A 23,725-nucleotide genomic window follows, 5' to 3' on the forward strand; every position below is an offset into this window, starting at 1 on the left:
ATATTTTTTCACGTGTTTTTATATCATTTGTGAGCAAAATGTGAGCAAAATGTAGCTTTTTTATAGTTAATGTTGCACACAAAAAAAGAATCGACTCATAAGAGCTGGCTTTTCACTAAACTTATATTTATTATACTTCTAATCCCTCTACCATCTCATCCAGCACATTCGCCTTCAAATAAAAAAACGCTAATTCTTCTTCCTTCGTCATCCCCCTTTGTGAAGCCATCCCGTCCAACAACACCCACTCCGAATCCCCAACGATATTTCGATAATATTTCTTATCTTCCTCGTAAACTAACATCGATATCATTTCCTTCGTACTGGCTATCGTCAGTTGCCTTCCGGATTGATCTACGTAAAACACCGAAATCGTATCACTCGCTCGGTAGATTTCGAATTCATATGTATGCTTCCCTCGTTTTATTTCTACGTTATACCACATTAACTCCTGCGAACCATTTACTGATATTTCGTATAAATTCGACTGTGTCTGTGCCATTATCTCGTCCCCTTTTTCGTCAATTTATCGTTTTACCATGTGTAAAATTTTAACAATTAAATGTTAACGCAGTGTAAATACAGTATAAATTTCCCATTAATATTAAAAGATGATGATGGGCTATTTTTATAATTGAATTACCTTTCGCACTCTAAAAAACATCCTACCAACAAAGGTTCTCTATTTCTGTCAATGCATGGAAACAAGAGAAAGAATTGGTTCAAAAAACTGGAAGAGGAACAAGAGATTGGACCCCTGAAGAAAAACTAGAGTTATTACAAACAGGAAAAGTGAAAGGTTACGAGGGACAGCATATGAAATCTGCTAACGAATATCCTGACTTTGCTGGTGAACCAGATAATATTCAGTTTTTAAAGGGACGGAATATGGATGTAAATGAACATCTTGACGCCCATAGTGGAAGTTATCACAATCCTACAAATGGTTACTATACTCCTAAGAATGATAGTATGATTGACTTTGGAGATGCAGTGCCTTGGAAAAATAAATAGAGGGAGGTAGTTTTATGCTAAGAAAATATTATTCTAAAAATGAACATTTACAACCATTTTTTGAGGAAGTTAATAAATATGTAAATGGTGTTCACAACCTAAATAATGGAGTTGATTTGGAAAATATACAAAGCCTTCAAAATGAACTTAATATCCAAATCCCTAACATATATAAGGAATTTCTTCAGGTATGTAATGGTGGAGAATTATTTATACCTGGAACAGTCCTATCAGAAATTTATATTGCTGTTTCGGGCCCAAAACAGCGTGGTGGCTCCTATCTAAATGATTCATTTAACAAGGAACGCAGACCGACAGGGATGTCAGACACGTATTTAATTATTGCAGATTTAAACTACGGTGACACTATTTGTATTGATTTAGAATCAAGCAATGGATACGATGCACCAGTAATACAATGGGATAGGGAGACTCACAGCGTTTCTAGATCATGGAGTGGTTTGGTAGAATGGTTAATGGATACGTTAGATGAAGGATCAATGTTAGTAGATTATGATGGTAATGAAAAAGATTTAGACTTTTAGCATTAATAGTAAAGATGAAACCACAGAGGTTAGTCCTCTTGTAGTTTTTATATAGGAGATAGCGTTAGAAAAATGTGGATTTACAACGTTAAGCATAGTCTTCTAACAAATCCCCTATGAATAAAAAAAGAAAAATGATTACTTAAACTATACATCCAATCTATTTTTAACTTTAAAAATAAAAAAGCCGTCCTTAATTGAAGTGCACCCCAATTGGGATGCACTTCAATTAAGGACGGCTTTTGCTTTTACTTCACATATACATAGGCTTCGTTTGCTGTTACATAGTATGTTTTACCTTTACTATTGTGTACTTTATATTGTGATGAACCACTTACAGTTACTTTCGCATCGATTGTAAAACCTAATCCTGCATCTAAAGTGCCAGCGACATCTTTATCTGCCCAGGAAGCAGAGTCATAGAAACGCAGGTTGTCCACTTTAGCAACAACACGCTTCCCTACAATCGGATTAACTAGCTCTTTCTTCTCAAATTTGATGTAAGAAGGGTTGTTATATACCCACTGATTCCCACCAAGGTTTAGCCATCCATCTTTCTCGCCCCAAACTTGGTATGCTTCCGGTTTGTTTAGTTGACGAATGACAGAATAGCTTGCGCCTGGGCCTGTGCGTAGATTTATATTATTACCTTGAATGTATGCAACTCCTTCAACGTTTGCAGTTGGTTTCTCTGCTGGCTTAGATGATTTCTCTGGAACAGAAGTATCAACATTAGAGTTATTATAAGCACGTTGTACATCAGCACGGAATTGCGCTTCTGATACACCATAACTACGTAAGTAATCAAGCGGATCTTCGTGGTCAGTACCACCCAAATACTTCGTCACATCATAGTGAGTCCATAATCCTTTTTCAACTGAAAGTTTGTTATCTTTTAAGATTTTAGCCAGCAACTTCACGTATTTATCATAGCTACGTTTAAATTTCTCATAGTCTCTTGTTTCGCAAAGTTCTATGTGTACAAATCGTTTATTTGCACCTGGTCCAGCACCATAAGCAATGTACTTTGTATCAGCAATTTGGATTGTTTCATTCCAATCTACTGCATAATGCACGAATGCCGAACGCCATGTGCGAGTTTCATACTTTTGGATATTAATAGCTGGTGCTTCAGGAGTTGCTGTACTATGTGCTACAACGCCCTCATATGCTCCTACACCATAACGATATGGTTGTTTTGGTAAATCTGGAATAATAAGAGTTCTGTCAGCAAAAGCACTTGTTGCAATTGATAATACTAAAACAATGGCCAATAAAACCGAAGAGAATCCTTTTAATGTTTGTTTCATTTTGCATCAGCGTCCTTTATTAAAATTTTTGTGTGGTCAAATAATCCACTCGCTGACAGTCCAATGATGATTCCTTGAAATACATTCATTTTCAAGTCTTGTGGCAAAAATAAAACGCCTAGCACAATGCCAAGCGTTAAATTTAATAACGGAATGTATTTTGTTTGTAATCCAATTGTTTTTGCAACCTGTGAAAGACCTACTACAACGGCAATCATTACGCTTATTTCAATCATTACATACCACCTCCTTTTATTAGCAGTCCAATTAATCCAGTTGCAATTGCTCCGATAATGATGCGAAGAATCCAGGTTGTATTTACACTAATTTTATCTAGCTGTTTATTAATGTTGATAATGTCTTTTTCGTTGCCTAAAGTACGATTTTCTAAATGCCGGATATCTTCTTTCATATCCTTTTGCTCTGCTTTAATTTGTTGGATCTCTTGCTTTAAATTGTTTAGTTCCTCCAATGCCATCATCCCCTTTTTGGCAATAAAAAAGAAGCATCATTTATGCCCCATTTTCATTGCTATTTAACTGACAATCCCCTTTACTACTTACCGTTACTTAATTGGATATGATAACGAAAATGATACATAGCGAGTTTGTGCCTCTGGAAGATAAGTAGAGACTCTTCCATCTTTATGAACTACTACAGTAGCTGCAACCGGATGGTTTGGATTATTATCTAAAAACGCTGTAGCAGCAAAATAAGAATCTTGGTGTGGTGCAATATCTGGTGTGATTCTTGTGAATACTTGTTGGTTTTTAACCAATCTAATAGCACCTGTCGTGTGAACCCAGTTTCCGTGTCTGCGTAACATTGGAGGTGTATCAGTGTCGGCTACTGCATTTGTAATAACTAATTCCTCCCAAGCTACATCATCCATATAAAAAAGTCCTTCACCATCCATCCAAACACTACTTTCATAATTGCCTTTATTTAAGAAAATAGCGCCTGCTTCCTTATCCTCACTGAAAAATCCTGGAATTAATCCAAATTGTTGTTGAATCTCTTTAATTACCTCTTGTTTTAATTCATTGTTAGTCATTATTGAACATCTCCTTCGAATTTTTGTTTGATTTCTTTGTACCTAACTTTTTTGTTTTTAATTCATTTTTATCCTTTTCTACATCAGTACCACCCCTTTTAGGCAAAATAAAAAAGACCAGCTATCACTGCTCTGTAGGCTCCGTTTTTGGTATTTGAGGGTATGCCCCTGTAAGTTTATAATAATCTTCTGCACAGACATTCCTAACATTGCTACCAATTGCTAGAGGGAACGTTTTTGCTCCTCGTCTACATACATCACATTTCGTAGCAATTCGAAATGAAATCTTGCCATCCAGTTCCTGCCAAACTTCAACACTAGTAGTATCTTTTATACCAGCGTACTCCAACATGTCAATTGGAATTATGATAGATAATCCGTTATCGTTTGGTGTACACTGAACGACTCTTCCTCCAAATTGAGGACCTTCACCATCTAAAAAAGGTTGCATAAAATTATTTGCGTTTGGTTCCAAATCAATCATTCCTTTCTTTATTATTAACCATGTCCAATCCTAGCGAAACTAACGTATCTCCAATAGTCTTCGTAAAAATAGAAGCCCCAGCCTTTTTGTCCATTCATATAACGTATCGATCCTGCTCCTTCAAATTGTCCGTTCCCAACGTTGATTCCGCTCGTTTCCAAGTAGTGATAAAACCAGACCGGGGTATCCGTATGAACCCTAAATCTTGTATCATTCCGTTCACCGTAGCCCATCCATGCCTTTCGTTGTCCATTTACATAATAACTATTAAAAGCGTGATCAGCACCTTCAAGCGACAACATTTCTCCGTTGTTTTTGATAGTTTGTTTTCCTGAAAATGCTGTCCATCCCGAACCGTGATTATAAGTAACAGTATTATTAACATTACCAATTGATAAACCCGAAAAAGGCATTAAACCACTCGTGAGTTTTGATTGAGTATAATCCCACTGGTACATACTTGCTAGTTTCCCTTCTACCAATTGAGCTCCCGAAACCGCTACAGACTCATTTGAACCAAGATTTCCCGACGCCCAAATGTCGAATGTCAAATAGTTAGTGTGTGGATCATAATTATCAGGAACTCGAAAAGTAACACAATGACGTCTCAATCCACCTTCGAACTTGTTTGGTTGTGGAAAGGTTTCTTCCCATTTGTTGATTTCAACTTGTTTTTCCCCTTCCCATTTCCCTATAACAACACGAATAGTTGGTGTAGCCGTCACACGATATCCATTTATTTGCGTCGCGCGGAATGTTGCGGAAAATGTATACGTCATACCAGGACGCACATTTTCAATGACGTTATATCTAATCCAATCGGTATTATTAATTCGCATTGCATTGACCATGAACTCCATGTTATTCCGTGGTGAATATGGGTTTTCTATAACTGGACTACCATATATTTTCCACTCTGGACTATATAAGATTCTATGAAAATGTGCATCAATTGGCTGTAATGACATATGGGAAAAACTATGGTCTGTAATTAAATTAGATCGAGGAATCACACTATATTGTTTGCCCCAACTATCCTCAACTAGGAATTCTGCGAATTTTACACTAACACCATTTTTATCAATTCTTACTTTATCACCTGTGATATTAATAACATCAGCATTGATACCTTTCGCTGTAAGCCATTTCACTACTGTATCTGCATTGATTTCTAATTTAGCGACATCAATAGTAATCTTTTCGGCTGTTTGGTTAATAGCTGAGATAATATCGCCTTTACGAACTGTACTAGTAATCTCTTTTTCTGTTACCTGTAAACGACCTTCCATACTTTTTACATAAGCGTCTTTTGCGAATGTCCCGTCTGTTTCAGTTTTTGTGTATACCTCTGTTTTTTTAGCCCGTAGATCTAAACCTTCTTGGGTAATAGTGAATTTATTATCAACCTCTGTCATCTTCTTGTTATAATCCTGCGTTGCTACCTTATCCGCTAAATCGTCCATGATCTTATCTTTATCAACGATATCATTTGGATTTTCAAGATATGAGCTTGCTTTATTACTTTTTTGCAGCATAGGATGAGCCATCCAGAAGGTTCCGTTTTGAAGAACGTATGCTCTTAAACCTACATGAGCCGCTTCATCTGGAGCTTTTAATGTATGTGATTGTCTAACCCACATATCATTAGGAATAGTAAAATCATTAACAGCTGCTTTTAACTGTGTACCATCCGATTTCCAAAAGATAGGGACCATCCTGATTTTTTTATTGTAGTGTTCGTCTGTGTTTTTAGTCATAAAATATGCTGAAATTACTACATCTTCTCCTGGTTGAACAGGAATTCTGTTAGAAGTGAAGCTACTATAAACAAGACTCGTTTGACCATAGCAAGATAATTTACAGCTAAAATCTCCTGAAAACGTTGTGTTTTTATCTATAACCATTGGAGAGTTATCAGCCGTCCAATATCCCCAATACTTTGTTTCTTGAGTAAATCTAGAGTTTCTGATTAGATTTATATTTCCAATTCCACCGACATAATCCTCGACTTGTTTAATATCAACTTTAGCTTCAATCTTTTGTGATGTCTGTTCAATTTTAGTGTTAGCTTCAAGTATTTGCTTTCCCTGCTCTGTTGTTGCAAGAGAAAGTTGATCAACTGTGCTTGTTAAACCTTTTACATCACTTTTAATTTCAGCAGTTCGTTCATCAAGTTCTTTTATATCTTTTCCGATATCCGGGATAAGTGGTTCCCATTCTGTGCCACTCCATTTTTTCAAAATACCAGGCTTACCCTTACTAATGTCATTCCACAATGTTATGCCTGGTTTCAAGTTTTCAATTGGCGGATTTGCGCTCTCTTGTATTGCTGTTTGGTAGTTATCTAAGTTCTCTATTACCATTTCAGCTAATGTCTTTGCAGCTTGTGATTCCTCTTTAGCTTGATTTGCTTTCTTTTCTGCTTCTTTGATAAGCTCGTCTAGTTTGTCAGTAAGCTCTTTCGAAGCTTTGTTGTTTAATTGAGCAAGTATTCGTTCATACATGCGTCGCAACGCTTCTTGAGGATCAGTAAGCTCAACAAAATCACCAAATAGATATTTTATTTTGTTTGGTTCTGTTCTTGAATGATCTCCTGCTAGAACACGAGCTTCCAGTATTAAAGTAGGTGTATAACCGTGGTCTTTGATGTAAATTGTGTCACCTTCTGCAATCTTCTCATGATCCATACCAAATACCATTTCAACTGATTGTGCTTCAACTTCATAAGTTACTGATGCCTTAATACGTTTTTTTAATTCTGTCCTAGCTAAAGATAAAAGTCGCTGTGGTGACATATCTTCATCACTTAATTGTGGTTCGTAAAATCCGAACTTATGCTTCCCACGTACACTCCATCGTTGGAATGATGCGGCATCGACGATATAAGGAAACCAATAATTCACTGTTTCTATCGTCAGTAATGTTCCATCTCCTTTTTTAACAAACGGAACTAATGCTGTACATATATTTTGAGTGTTTTCAATACGGCGAACGCCAATTAGGTCTTTTCCTAAAACAATTTCTTTTCCTGTATAACGACCTCGTTTTTTCATCATGTTTACACTGCGAACTATTTGACTTCCACGACCAATTCTAGCGCGATACTCCACTTCTAATTCATACAGTTTACACATCTCTTTTATCATTTCGAGTGGACTGATAAATTTTTCGATTTTCATACCATGAAGACCATTAAATTCTGCGTTCCCGGCTATCCAATCTGTTTCTTGCAGGCAAATTTGAAGCATCTCATACGTACTCATTTGTGGAAGTTCTTGTGGTTTTATAATTGCGTCTTTCCCAAGACGAATCCATTCTGCCGCTGTATATACTGTTAATTCTTTTTTATGTGAATTGACCTCTGTTTCAGTAATCATATATGGTATAAAACGACCTTGAGACACTTCTTTTAAAATGATATTTTGTTGCTGCATAAGTGGCATGTATTCAGATAATGTGGAAATTTTGAATTCAAATGTATCTATGTTATTTTGTAACTCCCAATGCCGAAGGTCGCCCCAATAATGTTCCCCATTAATGACACCAACGACTTTCTCAGATTGGAAGTCGATAATATGAAGTTGATCTTGAATCATCTGTATCTCTCCCTGTACTTAATCTTCTTTTTACCAACCCAAGATGGATGAACTTCAATATGATTTTTCCCACGGGAAAGCTTTAAAAATTCACTGAATATCTCTTTTTGATCAATGCAGCTTTTACCATTAACGGATACAAGATTACGAGATGAATCGATAAGGATTTTGTCTCCGACGTCAAAAAGATTAGATTCCGCAGGATCTACTTCTCTATTAATACGATAAAATTTCATTAAATCGACTTCCATCACTTTAACTGGTGGTGCAGTACTCCACATTTGCATTCCAATTTGTATTTGTGAGACAGGATTCATGTGCCACCCTTCTGTGTCGTACCATTCAAAATATCGCGCGGCTCCATCTTGTGCATACGCTGCTCCTGGACGATCATCAAATTTTGCAATATAAGCCATCCACATATTACTTACTCGTGCTACATATAAACGACCGTAAAAATCATTCCACGTATCGCGATAATCACCGGTTTCGTGTATTAAATCTACCCACTTTGGATGTGTATAATGTCCAAGCGCTACCCTGCCCCAATTCGCACGTTCAGAGTAACTTTTTTCTTCAATTGATGTCCTACAAACAACTTTTGAATTATTATCCAACAACTGAATTTCAATTTTGCCTATTTCTTCCACTGTATCTGCACCAAACGAGACATATGTTTCAAGCACAAAATCTTGTACCGGTCCCCCAGGAATAGAACGTCGAATAGATGGGCCGTGGTATTTATCTGTTATAGCACCAAAACTTTCTGGAACTAAGTATTCATTAGCTATCTTCATACTTCCGCTAACATCGGAATTATCAGAGCTAACGGCTGGTTGCCACCCTAACATATCTGCAAAATCAGTACCATATATTTTCGTTTGCCGTTCTTTAGGTACACTTGTTACTGGCAAAGGGTTTCCAATGCGGAAATAATCCTTATCATTTTTCCATACGTCAAGGTAAGTGGAAGGTTTATCCACTTCAATCTCAATACGCATGTCCGAATCTACAGTACCTTTATTTGTGATATCTATGCCTAACTGAGTATTATTCAGTTCCACTTGTTTTTCTGCACCTAGTTTGTAGGGCATTGGACAGATAAATTTAAGCGTCCCTGTCCCAAGGTCTACAAATTCATCTGGATCAAAACTTTCGTCCACAACCGCCATATAAGTTCTATCTTTTTCTACATCAAATATTAATTCACACGGTTGATCCGTAATAAGCCAATCTGCTATTTCTTCCTTTATTTTTTCTAAATTACCACCTTTAGGAACAATAATTCCTACTGGAATAGAAAGAACACGAATATCAGTCTCTGTATTTATTAATCTAGCCCCAGGATAATTAGGTACTTGCAACAAATTTCTTTTCAATGGCGCCCATGTTGGTCTTTTCCACCCTTTACCGATTGTAATAAAACTTTTTCTTTTATTGTTAAATGTAAAAGAACTCATTTTGACACCTCTTTTCTTTATAAAACAAAAGAAACCCTAACCTAAAAGGATGAGTTTCTTTCATCTTCTCTTCTTTGATATTCTGTTGTATGTCTGTAAGTCCCACGCGCAACCTCTCTGCCGTCTAATGTGACAGGTACTTCAATTACAACATCACCTTGTGGGAATGCTCCTGCCATCGCTCCTGCTTGTACAGATTCATAATTACCATTACCTAAATTGACCATTGAGTTTGTAACGTTACTAACCATTGATTGTCTATTACTTGCCATACTTCCATAAACATCACTCATCACACTTTTTAAGCTGGATAGTTGGTTCATAGAACTAGCTAATTGACTCATAGTATCAGCAATGCCCGAAAATTGTTCATTTGTCGAACCTAGTTGCATAGTTGCTGCAATTCCTGCCCCAATGTCACCAAGTGTTTTTTTATTCAGCGGAAGTACAGCTTCTCGTCCCGCTTCTCCAGCAGCTTTTAAGTTTCCGCCGCCCATACCAAAGATAGTTGGTTTAGTAAAAATACCACCTTTTGCATACCAATCGATATTCAATCCACTTGGATAAGTAATATCTTTCCCTAAAATATTTGTGGAACTAGTTTTCAAAGAGAAATGAGGTAATTTAGGCATTTCTGGTGTTGGGATTTTTAGTTTAAGACCCTCAAAGAATCCCTTGATTTTATCAATCCAACCTTTCACAGTTTCAACAGCATCTTTTATCGGATCAACTATATAACTTTTAGCAGCATCAAATTTTTCTTTAGCTGCATTCTTCACTGAGTCAAACCTATCCTTGGCAGTATTGTACAAATCTGAAACTGTATCTTTTACACTGTTGTACGCTGAAGCAATTGGATCAATAATATATTGCTTCACTAAATTCCAGGCTGAAAGTGTATAGGACTTAATAGTCTCCCATTTTCCTGATATCCAATCTGCTAAATCCCCAAGTTTTTCTTTCGCCCAACTCAATGCTTCTGAAACTGGATCAACGATATACTGTTTAAATAAAGACCAAGCTGCTAGTGTATAAGATTTTATAGTTTCCCATTTTTCGAGTATCCAATTACCTAAATCACCTAATTTTTCCTTACACCAGTTATAGGCATCTGTTATTGGATCAATAATGTATTTACTAATAGCAGCCCAGGCAATTTGTGTAGCAGCTGAAATAAGTAGCCATCCTGCCTGCAGAACCGTTGAAATTAACGAAATAATAGGATCTAGGAATGTAAGTATGGAATTCCAGGTTTCCTCCCAAGATTGCTTCAGTTGACCGAAAAATTGAGATGTGGTTTCGACAAGAGAAGACCACCAAGAAGATGCCGTTTCCACTAAAGAAGATAGCCATCCTGATGTGGTTTCCAGAAGGGAAGACCACCAACCGCTTACCGTTTCAACAAGCGTTGAAAGCCAACTAGATGCAGTTTCGACAATTCCACTCCACAATCCGGATAAATATTCTCCAATAGAATTAAAAATATCCATTGTCCAAGTCTTAATAGATTCCCAGTTTTGATAGATCGCTACACCCAGAGCGACTATAGCGGCTATGATAATAGGCACAATGAGTACAATTGAGGTAGCAACTCCTGCTGTAACTCCTATCAAACTCATTACAGTCATAATGATAGGAGCAAGTGCCATAATTGCACCTGAAATTATACCAATAGCGGTCGCTACTGCTGCAATTGTTGCTGCCAATTTTGGATTATTAGAAATCCATTCAGCAAATTTAGAAATAAGATCAGCGACAACTAATAAAGCTGGTTCAAGAGCCATCTTTAAATCGCCCATTGCTTTTTGCATTTTAACTGCTGGGTTAGCATCCATCTTTTTAATAGAATCATTCAATTGATCTTGATTCTTCTTAAAATCGACTACTTTACTTTGTGCTCCAAGCAATGCGTATGTTATGTTCTCCCCTTGATCTTCGTACATGGTACCGAAGAGCTTGACACCTATCTCATTTCGTTTTGTTTGATCTTCAATATTGGTTAACGCTGCTGCAATTTCTGTCATAGCAGCAGAACCTTCTTTACCACCTTTAGCGACAGATTGCCCCCATTTTTGCAACTGTTCAGCTGAAATGTTTGTACCTTTCAGTGCTTCAGTCATAGCTTTATCGACACCTTGACCGAATTCAACCGCTTTAATACGACCTTCCTTCAATCCGTCTAAGAGATTGTCGATATTCCAAGTACCAGTTTCAATCCCAGCTTCCATAATAGCTTGTACTTCTTCAGCACCGTAGCCAGCTCGCGTTAGCTGTCCACCATACTCAGCAATAACGTCAAGTTGTTCTGGTGGAAAACCAATTTTTAAAAGAGAATTCGTTAAACCAAGAGCTTCTTCATTGGTAATCCCCAATTCATTTGCTATTTCATTTGTTTCTTGAATTAATTCATTAAAATCTATTCCTTCATAAGATGCTGCAATTGCCGCTGCTCCCTTAACGATAGCTGCATTTGATTCATCACTAACATTTTTATTTAATGCCCATTGTCGCCTTACGCCTTCAAGTGCTTCTTCCACATCTAATCCATAAGCTGAAATACCCCTTACTGCTTCCTCAACCGACTTTTTGGAAGACGCCGGGACATCAAAAGTTATATCAATTTTTGTTTTTAATTTAGATGTATCAAGTGCCTGTTCAATAGCTGCAGCTATTCCACCACCCGCTACTAATGCACCTGCTAAACTTTCCATCCCTGATCCGAAATCATCTACCGCTCGCTCTGCTTGACGTGCTTCATCTGCAATTTCATCTAGTTCTCTACTTATTTGTTCTAAGTCCGCACCATCATTAACACTGCGTAAAGCCGCTCTGAAACGTTCTAAATCAGCGTCAGCACCTAACGCTTTTCGACCTATGCGATCCATCGCTTCGCCAAGTTGTTCGGATGTGGCTGTTCCATTTCGAATTGCTGCTGTTAATCGTCCGCCTAATATCTCTGCAAAATCATCTACACCTGTACCAGTCGCATCAAAAAGAGTATTCAATTCACGTGTTGAACGTGCAGCTCTTTCTTGCTCATCTTTCATGCCTTTTAATTGGTTTTGTAATCCACCTAAAGAACCTTCTGTAAATTCAATTTCACGTCTAAACGCTCTATATTGTTCTTCGCCAATATCACCGCGTTCAAATTGCGCTTGAACCTGTTGTTCAGCTGCTTTCAATTTATCAAGCTTTTCAGTAGTCGCTGCAATTCGTTGTGTTAACAGTTCTTGTTTTTGTGCTAAAGCTTCCACATTACCAGGATTAAACTTTAATAACCGCTCAACATCTCTTAACTCTTGTGCCAAATCGTTGCTACGTTTATTTACATCTTTTAAGGCATTTTGAAGTCCAGTGGTTTCACCACCAATTTCGACAGTAATTCCTTTGATTCTGCTTCCTGCCATCATTTCACCTCATTTCTTAGAAAGCATTAAAGTCTTTTTGATTCGCTTTTCTTACTTTGTCTTTCTTCGGATTTTCCATTTCAGCAAATTCGGAAATATAATCAAAACAATCGCCCACAGTCATAATTTCTAAATCAGCATGTGTTAATTTCGCTTTATAACAAAGAGCAAGGAATGTATCAGTGGTTAATTCTTCATCACCGATAGCTCCTTGCTCTTCATTATTGCCTGTTATTTTTTTTTTGCTCCCATCGTACTTTGAATCATATCCATAATTTCTGGAAGGATATCGTAAATAGGAAATTCATCAAAACCATCTAACCATGTAATGGGATCAGGAATACTAGAGTCAGCAGTTCTAGCATACAGCCAAACTAAATCATAAATAACTTCAAAATCTATTTTACTTAAATCAACATTAGATAGATCAATAGCATGTTGCGAACCATCTTGAGTGGTAAATGCACTGATTGCGCCTAATCCCATCATATCCGCAAATAAATCGCGTCTAAATTGCGCTTTATAACGTTTAACCGTTGCCGCTGTGCTTTTTAATCGAACTTGTTTGCCGTCTATTGTAATTGTCTTTTCCATCTAATTATGCCCCCTGTGGTGCTGTTGATTTTACATACACTTTTTTATACCAATTGTCATAAATTGCTTGTGTTGTTTTAGAAGTAGTTTTTGTTTTAACCATACGCTTCCCACTAATATCAATAGGGCTAGAGACGAATTTTAATTCGTTTGCATTCGGTTCAGCAGAACTTGTTTTTGTTTTTGATGCAAGCGTAGGACGACTTGCGGAGCAGTTGAACATAACATGTCTAGTTGCTTTGATATCACCATCAAATTCGAATAATAATGCAAATGATTTCCCTTTTGCATCTGCTAATTCGTTTAGCACGCCATCTGTTTCATCTAATTGCTCACCTAACGCATCTATCGCGAACAGCTCTGGAATATATGCGATAGATAATGTCCCATCATAGCCTTGGTTATTTGATGCAGCATAATAGAGCATGTCATCTGCGTAAAATTCAATTAAATCACCACGCGGTTCGAATGTTAATTCAACCGCACCAGGCAATTGAATTGGTGCTCCGAATGTAACTACCCCATCTTTTGTTTCGTATGTTGCATAATGAACATTTTTCAATCCGAAACTCACTTTGTTTTCTGGCATTTAAATCAACCTCACTTCGTATGTTTTTTGAAATAATTTCTCAGAATCTATAAAAGTCTCAAATGATTCATAAGGTATCTCGTGATCATCTAAGACTTTTTCAAGTTTGGCTTCTGCAACCAAGTCTTTTTTAGTTGTATAAAGCTCAATATTTACATCATTTATTTTTTGATAAACCTTGTTATCGGCAATCATGTTAGATGAGCCATCCACAAGATAACAAATATAAGGCGGCATAGGTACTGGATTATCTGGTGTTGCTGTCCATTGAGAATAAGTGACAGGCAAACCAGTTAAATCAAGTATCTTTTTCAATTCAGTTAATATCATTGGCTTATCGCCCTTTCCACACGCTCTATGAAATCATTTACCGCATGTTCTTCAGCTGGTGCGATATGAACTTTAGCCGGAACACGACCGCCACCTTTTTTTGCATGACCTTTCTCTAACAAATGAGTTAATTGATATCTTGTAGCATTATGAACAATAATCTTATTCCCTTGTTTTGTGGAACGCCACCCTTTACGATAACTCCCTGTTAACTTAGGACTTTTTTGTTTCAATTCGCCTACAAGACTGTCTGCAACTTCTACTTTTGCTACTTCAATATCTTCTTCAATAACGTTTGAATATCGTTGTAGCTCCCTTGCAATTTCATTTGCTAAACTATCGATACTAGCCACCAGCTTTCACCTCACAATACAGTTCAACCTTTTCATCATCTCTTTCGTATGTGCGGTAAATACTATATGTTTTCTCACCATATTTCACCTTAGTTTCTTCTTGATAGTCCAACAAATGAACAATCAATGCACAACTAGCTTTAATTCCACTTTGCCCAGCTTGGAAAAATTCTGATTGTGGAACAGACTTTTTCTTACAAAACACTTGCCTACTAAATGTTTCGATTTCCTCTTTTTGTCCTAGTTCATCTTCAATAGTTGTAACAACTGGAAATAATAAAATATCGTTCATTTATAATCACCCGCTAAAGTTAGGTGGTTTCTAAGCATGTTATAAGATAATTGGAAGCGTTCCGCTTCTTTTTCATCTGGAATAAAATTAGCTTTTACATAGGTAATGATTGCACGTTTAATTAACGGATCTGCATCATCATTTGTCTTTGAAACAGAAACGCCAGACAATGATAAGTCACGTCTGGCCGCTTCAATTAAATCTGAAATTTCATCATCAAGAGCATTATGAGAAATACGCAATGATTTCTTTACAACATCAAGCATCTTCTTTCACCGTTTTCTTAGATGAGCCACTTAAATATCCTTCTTTAACTATAAAGGTAATACATTTAGAATCCGCTGATTCGTACATATCACCTGCTGAATATCCTATTTGTGTATCTTTATCAATAAACGGCTTTACTACGCTTTTCATTTATTATCAGCTCCTTAAACTGCAGCTGCCTTTTTAAGAACCACAAGTGAATTAACATTAACAGCTTTGCCATCGACAACCATAATTGCTTTTGTAACCATGTCGTCAGTTTCGTTATCTTCATATTTTTTAACACCCATTTGGTAATTAGTGTTAAGAAGGTAATCACTGAAATTGAATAAGAAAGCAAACGGTTTTCCAGTTGCTGTAGTAGTGAAACTATCAATATAGTTGCAAAGTACAACTTGGCGTCCTAACAAAACTCGTTCTGGTTTGCCATTAATACCAAAATTCGTTCTTGCGATAGGTTCTCCGCTTGTATCTACCATCCCAGTAAACGACATAAACGTTTTCTTTGTCATGCACCAAACGGCACCATCTTCATATTCAAGTGGTAATGCCGCTTCTGCGTCAGTCAATGTTTTATACTCGACTTTAGCAACATCTAATGCTTGTCCTACAGCAGGTGTTTCAGTCAAAATACCTTTTGGTTGACCGGAACCTGTTCCGCTAATAATTGATTGTTCAATCGCTTTTGTCATTGCTTCTACAACGTTATTGATTAAAGTAGATTCGAATACAGGTAAGGCCATAGTATCAACTTCTAAAGATACCGCAACTGCACAACGAAGTTTATTGTAGTTAAATGTAATGCTACCTGTTGTTTTCTTTTGCTTATCACTTCCTGCACTTTCAGCTACCCATGAAGCTACTGGTTTAACAGAAGAAATCGGAACGCTTACGCCACCTTTAATCGCTGTACGAGTAACAAGTGGAAGAATCATACCAACTGCTTCAATTTTTTCGATAATTTGATTCAATACAGTTTGTGGAATAACTGAACCTACATCACCAGTTTTAGTAACTGCATTGGCACGAAGTTCAGCAGGGATTGCTTCGCCACGCAATACATAATTCATGAAAGCATTACGATATTCTAATGAATCTGTCCCTAATTCACGCTCTTCCATTTGTTGAGTGTTAAACGTTTGAATTGTACGAGTTTCAGTTGCTCCGCCTTCATTGATAGCACTAGCTTCTTGCAATAAACGTTGACGTGTTTCAATTCCATTTTGTTCTTCACTTAGTTCACGTAATTCAGTTTCAAATGCCGCTAAATCAACTTCTCCAGTACCTTCTAATGCTGTGCGGATTTCCGCTTTACGTTGTAAAATTTCTTGTAAACGATTCATATTATCATTCTCCTCTATAAATAAGTTTTTAAGATTAGTATTTTGCGTAATTCATCTTGCTCACGATTTTCTACAAATCTTTTGTAAGGATCATACCCTCTTGCGCTAACCTCGGAATCTGGATACGCTGGAAAAGCAACTGCGCTAACTTCTAATAATTTAGCCTTGGTTACAGTCCGTAACATAAGATCATCGTCAGGTTCTTCAATTTCTTCACTTATCATGTTAAACCCAAACGAAACGCCATCGACATCGCCACGTTTAATTGATTCGTAAGTGTCATTACCTAAGGTTGTATTGGGTAAATCTAATTCAAAGCGTAAGCCCACAGCATCCTCACTTAGACGTAACGTAGTATTTTTCGTTCTACCTAATACTTTCGATGTATCGTGTGACCATAAAAAACGCTGATCATCACTTCGTAATGATTCTGTGAATGCTCCATTTTTAAATTGCTCACGAAATTTACGATAATAGCCCATAACTAGAGATTTCTTTTCCCACTTTACTGCATATCCAGTAAGTGTTCTATTACCGTTATCGTCTTCCCTAATTTCAATCTTCTGTGTTACTATTTCCCTCATTTCCGTTTTGTCCATTATTTCCACCTCCTTCACCAGTAGCGTTTCCGTCTTTAACCAAGGCTGTATCTAATCGTCTTATCGGCTTGTCTCCACCTTCTATTGGGCCAAGAGAAAGAATTGAACGCCATTCATTCGGTGTCATTGACCCTCTATCAACCATCTGAACTAAATTCATTTTGGTAGACATAGAAGCATATTGAAGACTTGCTGCTTCAAAAATTATCTTGTTACCGAATCCTCTTTCACGACGTGAAAAAAGCTTCCTGGTAAATTCTCCAGCAAGCTGCATCGCCAATGGTTCAATTTCAGATTCGTAATATGCATTCCATTCATCTTCTGTATACTTACTTTGTATAATTTTTTCGTTTGTATTGAAAAAGTTATATATTCTTTGAGTTGTTTCTTGCATTTGTTTAGAATCTGGAACGAACGCTTCTGGTTTAACCTGTTCTAAATCATAGCGCGGATCAGATGAAGCGGCTCCACCATTCACATTATCGATCTTTAAATAGTTGTTAACAAAGTTTTTTACCTGTGTATCAACGTCTTCTTGCTTTAAAACAGATTTGAATTTCAATATCCATTTCACTACCGCACTATTTTTAATTGCCTTCACAATTCCTTGGTCGGTAGTTGTAACAATATCCATTAATGAAGATAATGCTGTTCCTGGATGTTCTCCAAAAAAGTCATCTTCATTGAAATCTTTTCTGAGATGAATTATATCTACATACGGAACAGTCATTCTCTTTCCATTTTTAAAATAAAAAGTTAAAAAGATATCACCTTGTACTCCTTCCACAACCTCTACAGTTATACAAGGAATAGGATAAATTTCAGTTACAAAACCAAGTTCATCTCGTTTAATGTAAGCAAACGCATTATGATTCATTTCTAATTGTACTGTCATTTTTTCTTGAAACATTTGACCTGTCATTAATGGATTGGGCTCTTCTAAAATAAATCTCATATACGGATCAGGATTCACTTTAAATTCGTTTGCATTATCCCTAATATGCTTAGCCACTAATTTACCAACAGCCTTTGCCTTTGGACGTATACAAGATCTAATAATATCACTCTGATAAATGCTTCCATTCCACGAGAAAAACCCTCCTCCATTGTCGTTTATCATTTCAAAACGAGTTGTAGTAGGTGGTTGTTTCTTGCCAAATATCTTGTTAAATAACCCCAATTTCTCACCTCCCTTAAATCATATTCAAATAATCATTACGTTTTTCTTGAAGAACTACATAAGCATTTAAAAGTGCTGCTGTGCCATCAATACGACGTCGTTGATTATTTGTTTTGTTCGGCTGTATATTAAGGTTTTTATCAACATCAATAGCTGTATTCGATAAACACCATTTATCAATAGGATTGTTATTATAATTTACTAATTTCGATTCTAAATCTGCTCCTAGTAGTTTCATTGGACTGGAAAGAGTTTGTTTACCTTGTGCAATTGGAACCATCGCCTCTTTGCCAAAGTACCCTTCCATTTCTTCGACCCAATATTTTGCGGACCATCTATCATAGCCAATCCACGGAAGGTAAATTCCGTACTCATCTCTCATTTCTAAAAACCATTCAGTAACAAATTTATAATGAACTGAATTTCCTGGCGTGGTCCTTAATAATCCCTGTTCACACCATAAATCATAAGGTATTTTATCCTCTTTGCTTCTTTGTTCAAGCAAATCCTCTGGAAGCCAATACATTCCTTTAACATATATATGTGGGTCATCAGGAACCATAAAAATAACCTTCGCTGAGGTAAGGTCGGTTGTAGCAGATAAATCACAACCACCAATACCATAAGAAGGTTTTAATTTTGCTATATCAAAGATAGCTTTATTATTCAATTGTTCAAACGTTAACCATGCTTCTGTGCTTGTCTCACGTATATTAAAATCCTTCGTTAATAAGTTTTTAACAAGCAACGGATTAGCTTTTGCTTTATTTACCTTGGTTTCTAATTGGTCAACCTTTTTAATGGTACCAAGACCCGGATTAGCTTTCTTCCAAGTCTTTTCATCTGTCCACTCTTCTCGCTTGTCTAATTCATAAATGATAGGTAAAAACCTATCGTCTTTATAGCCTTCTGGATCATCAAAACCATTCAAAAGCATTTCAGCTTCTTCATATTTCATATCATAAACAGACTCACGAATGGTTCCGGCTGTGGAAATCATAAAAATCATTGGCTGTTCCCTTGCGGAAGTACCATCTACTATAACATCGTATAAGTTTTTATCTTTCCAAGCATGTATTTCATCCATCATGGCTCCATGAACGTTAAGACCATCAAGAGTTTCTGAATCGCTCCCTAGTGGTTTAAATGTACTATCATTAAAATCTGCGTTTAACTCACGAACAAGTGGCTTAATTCTTTTTAATAGAACTGGTGATTTTTTAACCATTCTTTTTGCATCTAACCACACTAATTTTGCTTGGTCTAATTTAGTAGCTACAGCATATATCTCAGCACCTGGTTCTCCATCAGCAACTTGTAAATACAAACCAATTCCAGACGCGATTGTTGATTTTCCATTTTTACGTGCCACGATTAACAATACTTCTCTATACTTTCTTGTACCGTCAATCTTATGAACAAAACCAAATGATGCTGCTAAAAATGCTTTTTGCCATAACTCTAATTCAATCGGCTTACCGCCCCATTTACCTTTCGAATGTTTACAAAAATTCTCGATGAATTCAATAACATGGTTAGCTTTTTTAGGATCGTATTCATATACCGAAGAAGTATCATAAATATCATCAACAAGCTTCTTATATATCCGCCTAACCTTATTAGATACAACTTCTTCATCAATTTCGATTTTATTGTAATAGTCGATGATAGGGTTATAAGTTAACGGATATTGTTTCCTTACTCGTTTACTCATTTATCAGCCACAAACTCGTCAAAACCGTCATCGTCATCTTTAGGTGGATCTTTGGGAAGTAAATCTATCAATTGTTTCATGACTTGGGCATGGTTTTTCGTCATATTGTTATGTACTTCTACATCGGATGACTTTTTAGTGCCAAATTGATTGGCTCCATTTTGATAATGCTCTGTGGTACCATTCTTATTAATTTTCTCTTGTAAATCTTCTAAAGTGACAGCCATAAAAGCAGCATTCTTGATGAGTGAGGAAACCGCTCTTTTTTTCTTTGGCTCTAAATTTTTCAACAAACTGTTTAATCTCGTCATTTCTCGCTTAATTCTTTTTTCTTTTTCTAAGTCTTGCTTATCACTCATAATTAACCACTCCTTTCATGACCACACCCCCCACGCGTGCGACCCATTTGTTACATGAAGCTCCCCCCTCGGTCCCTATCAGATTTGAAATTTTATTTTTTAAAGGGGGGGATTAGGATCCATTTCTACAATTACTGTAATCATTAGTGTACCGTTACAAGCAGGACAAGGTTCATCTAATATTTCTCTTCCGCTTTTCGTTCGTTCTTTTAAAGGGAAGAAGGAAGTCATAGGTTTTCTATATTCAACAACTGGTGGATCAAAATGATTCAATTCTTTCCCTGTTCCTTCACAATACGGACAGCCCATTGAGTGTGTTCGTCTAGCCATAACAATCATAACCCCCTAATCAAATCACCATTCGCATCAAACATTACATCTTCTCTAATCAATACTGATTTACCAAACGTCTTTGTATTATGACAAGGTAAGCATAAGTATTGTAGGTTATCATGGTTCAATGTTATATCTGGATTGTTTATAGTATCAGGTGTGATCTCCACGATATGGTCAACAATATAACCAGGTTCTTCTTTACAATGCTCACACATACCGTCGAGTGTTGTAGCTATATATGATGCTCTACACTTCTTCCAGGCTAATGACTTATAGAAATGTTTTGCATATTCTTTTGCCAATCCCTCACTCCTCACCAATACGATAACCAAAGTAGATTACCAGTAAAGTAACAAGGGTTCCTAAGAAGTATCCTGTAAGTCCTCCTAACCAAAACATCCCATCACTTCCTTCTCTAAAATAAAAAGCACCCGAATGGATGCTTAGATTAAACTTATTCATTATTACTTTCTCTACTTTCATCATTATCTGATTTCGGCTCTAACAAGTTTCCTATATCAGGCGGCAAAGTTAACTCTATACCAGCTACTGGTTGATTATCCTCATTAAAATAATACTTCTTCACCTTATTCAATTCTTCATTTTTCTTATTTTCACTCATATTACCCCGCCTTTTATGTATGATATTAAACACTTTACTTAATATGTACATTGAGAAAGATAATATACTTTTTCAACTCTCACACGACTTATATAATTTTTGCATAATAAAAAGCACTCCCTAAGGAATGCTTGTAACTGATAATCATATATTATCTTTCAATTATTTTTATTAATTTATATAATTCATTCCCGACCTTATTCCTTTCAAAAGTTACACTATCCATAGCAAAAGTAACCGGTCCTACACTTATAATTTGAAAACTACTAATTCGCATTAGAGAAGACTTAAGCGTTTTAAATTCCTCATTATTCATAATACTTTCTTGTATCGAATGATCTTTTGTTTCCACTGAATTATTTATTATTTGTTTATATTCTTCCATAGATATATTTTGAATCAAACATGTAGTGCTTACTTCCCCATCTTCTGGATGTTCCTCAAAATACGAGTATATTTTTTTGAAATTCTCAATATCCCAATTATTCATGTTTTTTAAACCATTAATAAGAATCCAATCATCATAAGTAAACGTTCGTTGCCCTTCTATTACTTGACCAGCTATAATTCCTAATAGTTTTGAAGAGATATCGGATACAGTTTTTGTTGCTTCTTCTAGAATATCTATAATTAAAAGCATATTTACATTTTTCTTTAATAACTCATCTAATTTTTGTAAATCATCAGAATTAAGCTCTTCTCTTAAAAGTACCTTCATTGCTAATCCTTGAAGGAATTGTTTACACTTATATTCTCTTCTTTTATTCATCCAATTATTCGCTAAACGAACATAAGGACTATATTCAGAAAGTGTATCTACTATTTCATGTCCTTTCCCCAAAAGATCCCCGGCTGTTTCAAATACCTCTTCTGGTGTATTTATTAACTCTAGTTTATCTTTAATACTCACCTTATTCACTCCTATATTAGAAATTACTTCCAATGTAATATTACATCATTTCTATACAGGAATAAATTACAAAAAGAGCAACCATGCATCAGTTGCTCTTTTCTCAAAACCTATAAATACGGTAAATGAAGTTTTACTTTTTAAAAGTAGAAAACTGCTATTCACTAGAATAACAGCTTTCCAAAATAGACAAGTCATGTTTGTATATCACATATTTCATTTAGTTTGGTTAAGGTGTTTTCACACCTCTTTCAACTAACAACCATGACAGACACTCTCGATTGACTTATCAGGCCACCCTCATTCTATCTACCTATGATGCCATTAGCTGAAAGAAGAGCAAAAGCTCTCCTATATTAACGGTATCATTCAATCAGTACCATTATGCTGGTTACGGATTTTTTAATCATGCCGCCAATATGAAACCGTTTAGAATTATAAAGTTATCCTTGTGAAAAATGTTTTCCGCCACTTCTCACAATACAAATATAACACGCTAATTCCAAAACAAACGGCACATTTACTGCCAAAATGCGGTCACGACTCTGCCAGTTATTTTTTTAATGGATTAAATGATTTTAAATACTCTCTTATCAAAATTCTAATATTATGTACATCTTCTTCTACTTGTTCAATACCGCAACCTGATTCATACATTCTGTCATGAATTTTATTAGAAAGAGCAAAAGGTAAACCTTCAAGGTTGGTGAATTGGTGTCTAAATAATTTTTCTCTATATGCACTAATTTCTTCAAGAGTAATTATACTCATATTGTCTCGTCGAAAAGTTAATTTTTCTACTGCGCGGTTTGCTATTTCATCTGGAAGAAACGGATCTGATTTAATATTATCTATTAAGTTTGTTAACTTTTCGTCCATTGAAGTAACAGGTACTCCTATTCTATATTTTTCTCCAGGCTCAAGTGACATATTTTTTTCTTTGAAATTTTTATAGTGCTCTAAATCTTCCAGTACAATGCTTACCACTGTAACTTTTCCTGTAGTATTCAACCAGTATTCTTCAGAGTCTTGATAGAACTCGCTATATAATGTATTAGATAGAGTTTCTAACCTATCCATCACCCTCTTTTGATATTCAGTGTTCACTGTATTTAACAAACTTTTTTTTGCACTTTTATAAGTTAGTATCGCAACTGTTGAACCAATTATATAAAAGGCTATTTGAACTAAACTGGCTATTTCGCTAATTGTTATCTTCATAATCTCCTAATCTCCTTTATTTTTATAATTGAATTATATCATCATTCTTTTCTATCCAATTACCCATATCTTATATTTTGTGTAACTGACCCAATCGCTGAACCCCTTGATGTTCTTGACTTTATAAGACCTTCTCTTTTGAGTTA

30 protein-coding genes are annotated in these 23,725 nt (G+C 36.0%); 2 read left to right on the forward strand and 28 right to left on the reverse strand.

Going from position 1 to position 23,725, the window contains the following annotated elements; genetic code table 11:
- Positions 1-130 precede the first annotated feature (130 nt).
- Positions 131-502: a hypothetical protein gene (locus MHH45_RS05425; protein WP_088093890.1), complete on the reverse strand. Its 372-nt coding sequence runs from the start codon at positions 500-502 to the stop codon at positions 131-133.
- 182 nt (positions 503-684) lie between these two features.
- Between MHH45_RS05425 and MHH45_RS05430 the strand changes: the two genes are divergently transcribed.
- Positions 685-1,014, forward strand: coding sequence for a hypothetical protein (locus tag MHH45_RS05430; RefSeq protein ID WP_088093889.1), 330 nt, complete (start codon positions 685-687; stop codon positions 1,012-1,014).
- A 14-nt stretch (positions 1,015-1,028) separates the two neighbouring features.
- The gene (locus MHH45_RS05435) at positions 1,029-1,559 is read left to right on the forward strand and encodes an SMI1/KNR4 family protein (RefSeq protein ID WP_088093888.1); all 531 of its coding nucleotides are present in this window, start codon (positions 1,029-1,031) and stop codon (positions 1,557-1,559) included.
- A gap of 248 nt (positions 1,560-1,807) precedes the next feature.
- On the opposite strand, the gene MHH45_RS05440 is transcribed toward MHH45_RS05435, so the two are convergent.
- The 27 genes from MHH45_RS05440 to MHH45_RS05570 all read right to left on the reverse strand — a co-directional run bounded on the left by MHH45_RS05440 (position 1,808) and on the right by MHH45_RS05570 (position 23,579).
- Positions 1,808-2,869 carry an N-acetylmuramoyl-L-alanine amidase gene (locus tag MHH45_RS05440; protein ID WP_088093887.1) on the reverse strand — a complete coding sequence of 354 codons (1,062 nt, stop codon included), beginning with the start codon at positions 2,867-2,869 and terminating at the stop codon, positions 1,808-1,810.
- Positions 2,866-3,105 carry a holin gene (locus tag MHH45_RS05445; RefSeq protein ID WP_088093886.1) on the reverse strand — a complete coding sequence of 80 codons (240 nt, stop codon included), beginning with the start codon at positions 3,103-3,105 and terminating at the stop codon, positions 2,866-2,868. The genes MHH45_RS05440 and MHH45_RS05445 overlap by 4 nt, the downstream gene beginning before the upstream one ends.
- A complete protein-coding gene (locus MHH45_RS05450; protein WP_088093885.1) occupies positions 3,105-3,341 on the reverse strand; it encodes a hemolysin XhlA family protein in 237 nt (78 codons plus the stop codon). The genes MHH45_RS05445 and MHH45_RS05450 overlap by 1 nt, the downstream gene beginning before the upstream one ends.
- A 93-nt stretch (positions 3,342-3,434) precedes the next feature.
- The gene (locus MHH45_RS05455; protein ID WP_088093884.1) at positions 3,435-3,923 is read right to left on the reverse strand and encodes a hypothetical protein; all 489 of its coding nucleotides are present in this window, start codon (positions 3,921-3,923) and stop codon (positions 3,435-3,437) included.
- 124 nt (positions 3,924-4,047) lie between these two features.
- Positions 4,048-4,398 (reverse strand): hypothetical protein, encoded by a 351-nt coding sequence (locus MHH45_RS05460; protein WP_249922700.1) that lies wholly within the window; start codon positions 4,396-4,398, stop codon positions 4,048-4,050.
- 23 nt (positions 4,399-4,421) lie between these two features.
- The gene (locus tag MHH45_RS05465; protein WP_088093883.1) at positions 4,422-8,003 is read right to left on the reverse strand and encodes a phage tail spike protein; all 3,582 of its coding nucleotides are present in this window, start codon (positions 8,001-8,003) and stop codon (positions 4,422-4,424) included.
- Positions 8,000-9,463 carry a distal tail protein Dit gene (locus tag MHH45_RS05470; protein ID WP_088093882.1) on the reverse strand — a complete coding sequence of 488 codons (1,464 nt, stop codon included), beginning with the start codon at positions 9,461-9,463 and terminating at the stop codon, positions 8,000-8,002. The genes MHH45_RS05465 and MHH45_RS05470 overlap by 4 nt, the downstream gene beginning before the upstream one ends.
- Positions 9,464-9,504: 41 nt before the next feature.
- Positions 9,505-12,870: a DUF2207 domain-containing protein gene (locus tag MHH45_RS05475; RefSeq protein ID WP_088093881.1), complete on the reverse strand. Its 3,366-nt coding sequence runs from the start codon at positions 12,868-12,870 to the stop codon at positions 9,505-9,507.
- A 16-nt stretch (positions 12,871-12,886) separates the two neighbouring features.
- A complete protein-coding gene (locus MHH45_RS05480; RefSeq protein ID WP_249922703.1) occupies positions 12,887-13,075 on the reverse strand; it encodes a hypothetical protein in 189 nt (62 codons plus the stop codon).
- A 26-nt stretch (positions 13,076-13,101) separates the two neighbouring features.
- A complete protein-coding gene (locus MHH45_RS05485; protein ID WP_088093880.1) occupies positions 13,102-13,464 on the reverse strand; it encodes a hypothetical protein in 363 nt (120 codons plus the stop codon).
- Positions 13,465-13,468: 4 nt separating this feature from the next.
- The gene (locus tag MHH45_RS05490) at positions 13,469-14,053 is read right to left on the reverse strand and encodes a major tail protein (protein ID WP_088093879.1); all 585 of its coding nucleotides are present in this window, start codon (positions 14,051-14,053) and stop codon (positions 13,469-13,471) included.
- Complete coding sequence (locus tag MHH45_RS05495; RefSeq protein WP_088093878.1) at positions 14,054-14,383, reverse strand: hypothetical protein; 330 nt, start codon at positions 14,381-14,383, stop codon at positions 14,054-14,056. It abuts the gene before it with no gap.
- Positions 14,380-14,736, reverse strand: coding sequence for an HK97 gp10 family phage protein (locus tag MHH45_RS05500; RefSeq protein WP_088093877.1), 357 nt, complete (start codon positions 14,734-14,736; stop codon positions 14,380-14,382). The genes MHH45_RS05495 and MHH45_RS05500 overlap by 4 nt, the downstream gene beginning before the upstream one ends.
- Positions 14,729-15,028 carry a phage head closure protein gene (locus tag MHH45_RS05505; protein WP_088093876.1) on the reverse strand — a complete coding sequence of 100 codons (300 nt, stop codon included), beginning with the start codon at positions 15,026-15,028 and terminating at the stop codon, positions 14,729-14,731. The genes MHH45_RS05500 and MHH45_RS05505 overlap by 8 nt, the downstream gene beginning before the upstream one ends.
- A complete protein-coding gene (locus MHH45_RS05510; protein WP_088093875.1) occupies positions 15,025-15,294 on the reverse strand; it encodes a head-tail connector protein in 270 nt (89 codons plus the stop codon). The genes MHH45_RS05505 and MHH45_RS05510 overlap by 4 nt, the downstream gene beginning before the upstream one ends.
- Positions 15,287-15,445, reverse strand: a complete 159-nt coding sequence (locus MHH45_RS05515) for a hypothetical protein (RefSeq protein ID WP_170927932.1) — start codon at positions 15,443-15,445, stop codon at positions 15,287-15,289. The genes MHH45_RS05510 and MHH45_RS05515 overlap by 8 nt, the downstream gene beginning before the upstream one ends.
- A 14-nt stretch (positions 15,446-15,459) precedes the next feature.
- The gene (locus MHH45_RS05520; RefSeq protein ID WP_088093874.1) at positions 15,460-16,638 is read right to left on the reverse strand and encodes a phage major capsid protein; all 1,179 of its coding nucleotides are present in this window, start codon (positions 16,636-16,638) and stop codon (positions 15,460-15,462) included.
- 14 nt (positions 16,639-16,652) lie between these two features.
- The gene (locus tag MHH45_RS05525) at positions 16,653-17,237 is read right to left on the reverse strand and encodes an HK97 family phage prohead protease (RefSeq protein ID WP_140385992.1); all 585 of its coding nucleotides are present in this window, start codon (positions 17,235-17,237) and stop codon (positions 16,653-16,655) included.
- On the reverse strand, positions 17,194-18,417 hold the full coding sequence (locus tag MHH45_RS05530; protein ID WP_088093872.1) for a phage portal protein: 1,224 nt from the start codon (positions 18,415-18,417) through the stop codon (positions 17,194-17,196). Before MHH45_RS05530 ends, MHH45_RS05525 begins: the two co-directional genes overlap by 44 nt.
- A 13-nt stretch (positions 18,418-18,430) precedes the next feature.
- Positions 18,431-20,131: a terminase large subunit gene (locus MHH45_RS05535; RefSeq protein ID WP_088093871.1), complete on the reverse strand. Its 1,701-nt coding sequence runs from the start codon at positions 20,129-20,131 to the stop codon at positions 18,431-18,433.
- Positions 20,128-20,490, reverse strand: coding sequence for a hypothetical protein (locus MHH45_RS05540; protein WP_088093870.1), 363 nt, complete (start codon positions 20,488-20,490; stop codon positions 20,128-20,130). The genes MHH45_RS05535 and MHH45_RS05540 overlap by 4 nt, the downstream gene beginning before the upstream one ends.
- Before the next feature lie 99 nt (positions 20,491-20,589).
- The gene (locus MHH45_RS05545; RefSeq protein ID WP_140385989.1) at positions 20,590-20,820 is read right to left on the reverse strand and encodes a hypothetical protein; all 231 of its coding nucleotides are present in this window, start codon (positions 20,818-20,820) and stop codon (positions 20,590-20,592) included.
- 5 nt (positions 20,821-20,825) lie between these two features.
- Positions 20,826-21,128 carry an HNH endonuclease signature motif containing protein gene (locus tag MHH45_RS05550; RefSeq protein WP_088093868.1) on the reverse strand — a complete coding sequence of 101 codons (303 nt, stop codon included), beginning with the start codon at positions 21,126-21,128 and terminating at the stop codon, positions 20,826-20,828.
- A gap of 4 nt (positions 21,129-21,132) precedes the next feature.
- Entirely contained in the window at positions 21,133-21,288 is a 156-nt protein-coding gene (locus tag MHH45_RS05555) for a hypothetical protein (RefSeq protein ID WP_170927929.1), read from the reverse strand.
- The gene (locus tag MHH45_RS05560; protein WP_088093867.1) at positions 21,281-21,448 is read right to left on the reverse strand and encodes a hypothetical protein; all 168 of its coding nucleotides are present in this window, start codon (positions 21,446-21,448) and stop codon (positions 21,281-21,283) included. The genes MHH45_RS05555 and MHH45_RS05560 overlap by 8 nt, the downstream gene beginning before the upstream one ends.
- Positions 21,449-21,599: 151 nt before the next feature.
- On the reverse strand, positions 21,600-22,358 hold the full coding sequence (locus MHH45_RS05565; protein ID WP_088093866.1) for a hypothetical protein: 759 nt from the start codon (positions 22,356-22,358) through the stop codon (positions 21,600-21,602).
- Between the two features lie 552 nt (positions 22,359-22,910).
- Positions 22,911-23,579 carry a hypothetical protein gene (locus tag MHH45_RS05570; protein WP_088093865.1) on the reverse strand — a complete coding sequence of 223 codons (669 nt, stop codon included), beginning with the start codon at positions 23,577-23,579 and terminating at the stop codon, positions 22,911-22,913.
- Positions 23,580-23,725: the final 146 nt, after the last annotated feature.

It is taken from the genome of Bacillus sp. FSL K6-0042 (genome assembly GCF_038006685.1).
GTDB lineage: Bacteria > Bacillota > Bacilli > Bacillales > Bacillaceae_G > Bacillus_A > Bacillus_A pseudomycoides.

Excerpts from the sequence above, each read along its gene's own strand:
- MHH45_RS05560 (WP_088093867.1), bottom strand. The coding sequence starts at position 21,448 with ATGAGTGAAAATAAGAAAAATGAAGAATTGAATAAGGTGAAGAAGTAT.
- MHH45_RS05495 (WP_088093878.1), bottom strand. The coding sequence starts at position 14,383 with ATGATATTAACTGAATTGAAAAAGATACTTGATTTAACTGGTTTGCCT.
- MHH45_RS05445 (WP_088093886.1), bottom strand. The coding sequence starts at position 3,105 with ATGATTGAAATAAGCGTAATGATTGCCGTTGTAGTAGGTCTTTCACAG.
- MHH45_RS05545 (WP_140385989.1), bottom strand. The coding sequence starts at position 20,820 with ATGGCTAGACGAACACACTCAATGGGCTGTCCGTATTGTGAAGGAACA.
- MHH45_RS05455 (WP_088093884.1), bottom strand. The coding sequence starts at position 3,923 with ATGACTAACAATGAATTAAAACAAGAGGTAATTAAAGAGATTCAACAA.
- MHH45_RS05520 (WP_088093874.1), bottom strand. The coding sequence starts at position 16,638 with ATGAATCGTTTACAAGAAATTTTACAACGTAAAGCGGAAATCCGCACA.
- MHH45_RS05475 (WP_088093881.1), bottom strand. The coding sequence starts at position 12,870 with ATGGCAGGAAGCAGAATCAAAGGAATTACTGTCGAAATTGGTGGTGAA.
- MHH45_RS05465 (WP_088093883.1), bottom strand. The coding sequence starts at position 8,003 with ATGATTCAAGATCAACTTCATATTATCGACTTCCAATCTGAGAAAGTC.
- MHH45_RS05435 (WP_088093888.1), top strand. The coding sequence starts at position 1,029 with ATGCTAAGAAAATATTATTCTAAAAATGAACATTTACAACCATTTTTT.
- MHH45_RS05510 (WP_088093875.1), bottom strand. The coding sequence starts at position 15,294 with ATGCTTGATGTTGTAAAGAAATCATTGCGTATTTCTCATAATGCTCTT.
- MHH45_RS05525 (WP_140385992.1), bottom strand. The coding sequence starts at position 17,237 with ATGGACAAAACGGAAATGAGGGAAATAGTAACACAGAAGATTGAAATT.
- MHH45_RS05555 (WP_170927929.1), bottom strand. The coding sequence starts at position 21,288 with ATGAATAAGTTTAATCTAAGCATCCATTCGGGTGCTTTTTATTTTAGA.
- MHH45_RS05540 (WP_088093870.1), bottom strand. The coding sequence starts at position 20,490 with ATGAGTGATAAGCAAGACTTAGAAAAAGAAAAAAGAATTAAGCGAGAA.
- MHH45_RS05515 (WP_170927932.1), bottom strand. The coding sequence starts at position 15,445 with ATGAAAAGCGTAGTAAAGCCGTTTATTGATAAAGATACACAAATAGGA.
- MHH45_RS05505 (WP_088093876.1), bottom strand. The coding sequence starts at position 15,028 with ATGAACGATATTTTATTATTTCCAGTTGTTACAACTATTGAAGATGAA.
- MHH45_RS05485 (WP_088093880.1), bottom strand. The coding sequence starts at position 13,464 with ATGGAAAAGACAATTACAATAGACGGCAAACAAGTTCGATTAAAAAGC.
- MHH45_RS05425 (WP_088093890.1), bottom strand. The coding sequence starts at position 502 with ATGGCACAGACACAGTCGAATTTATACGAAATATCAGTAAATGGTTCG.
- MHH45_RS05535 (WP_088093871.1), bottom strand. The coding sequence starts at position 20,131 with ATGAGTAAACGAGTAAGGAAACAATATCCGTTAACTTATAACCCTATC.
- MHH45_RS05490 (WP_088093879.1), bottom strand. The coding sequence starts at position 14,053 with ATGCCAGAAAACAAAGTGAGTTTCGGATTGAAAAATGTTCATTATGCA.
- MHH45_RS05570 (WP_088093865.1), bottom strand. The coding sequence starts at position 23,579 with ATGAAGATAACAATTAGCGAAATAGCCAGTTTAGTTCAAATAGCCTTT.
- MHH45_RS05470 (WP_088093882.1), bottom strand. The coding sequence starts at position 9,463 with ATGAGTTCTTTTACATTTAACAATAAAAGAAAAAGTTTTATTACAATC.
- MHH45_RS05440 (WP_088093887.1), bottom strand. The coding sequence starts at position 2,869 with ATGAAACAAACATTAAAAGGATTCTCTTCGGTTTTATTGGCCATTGTT.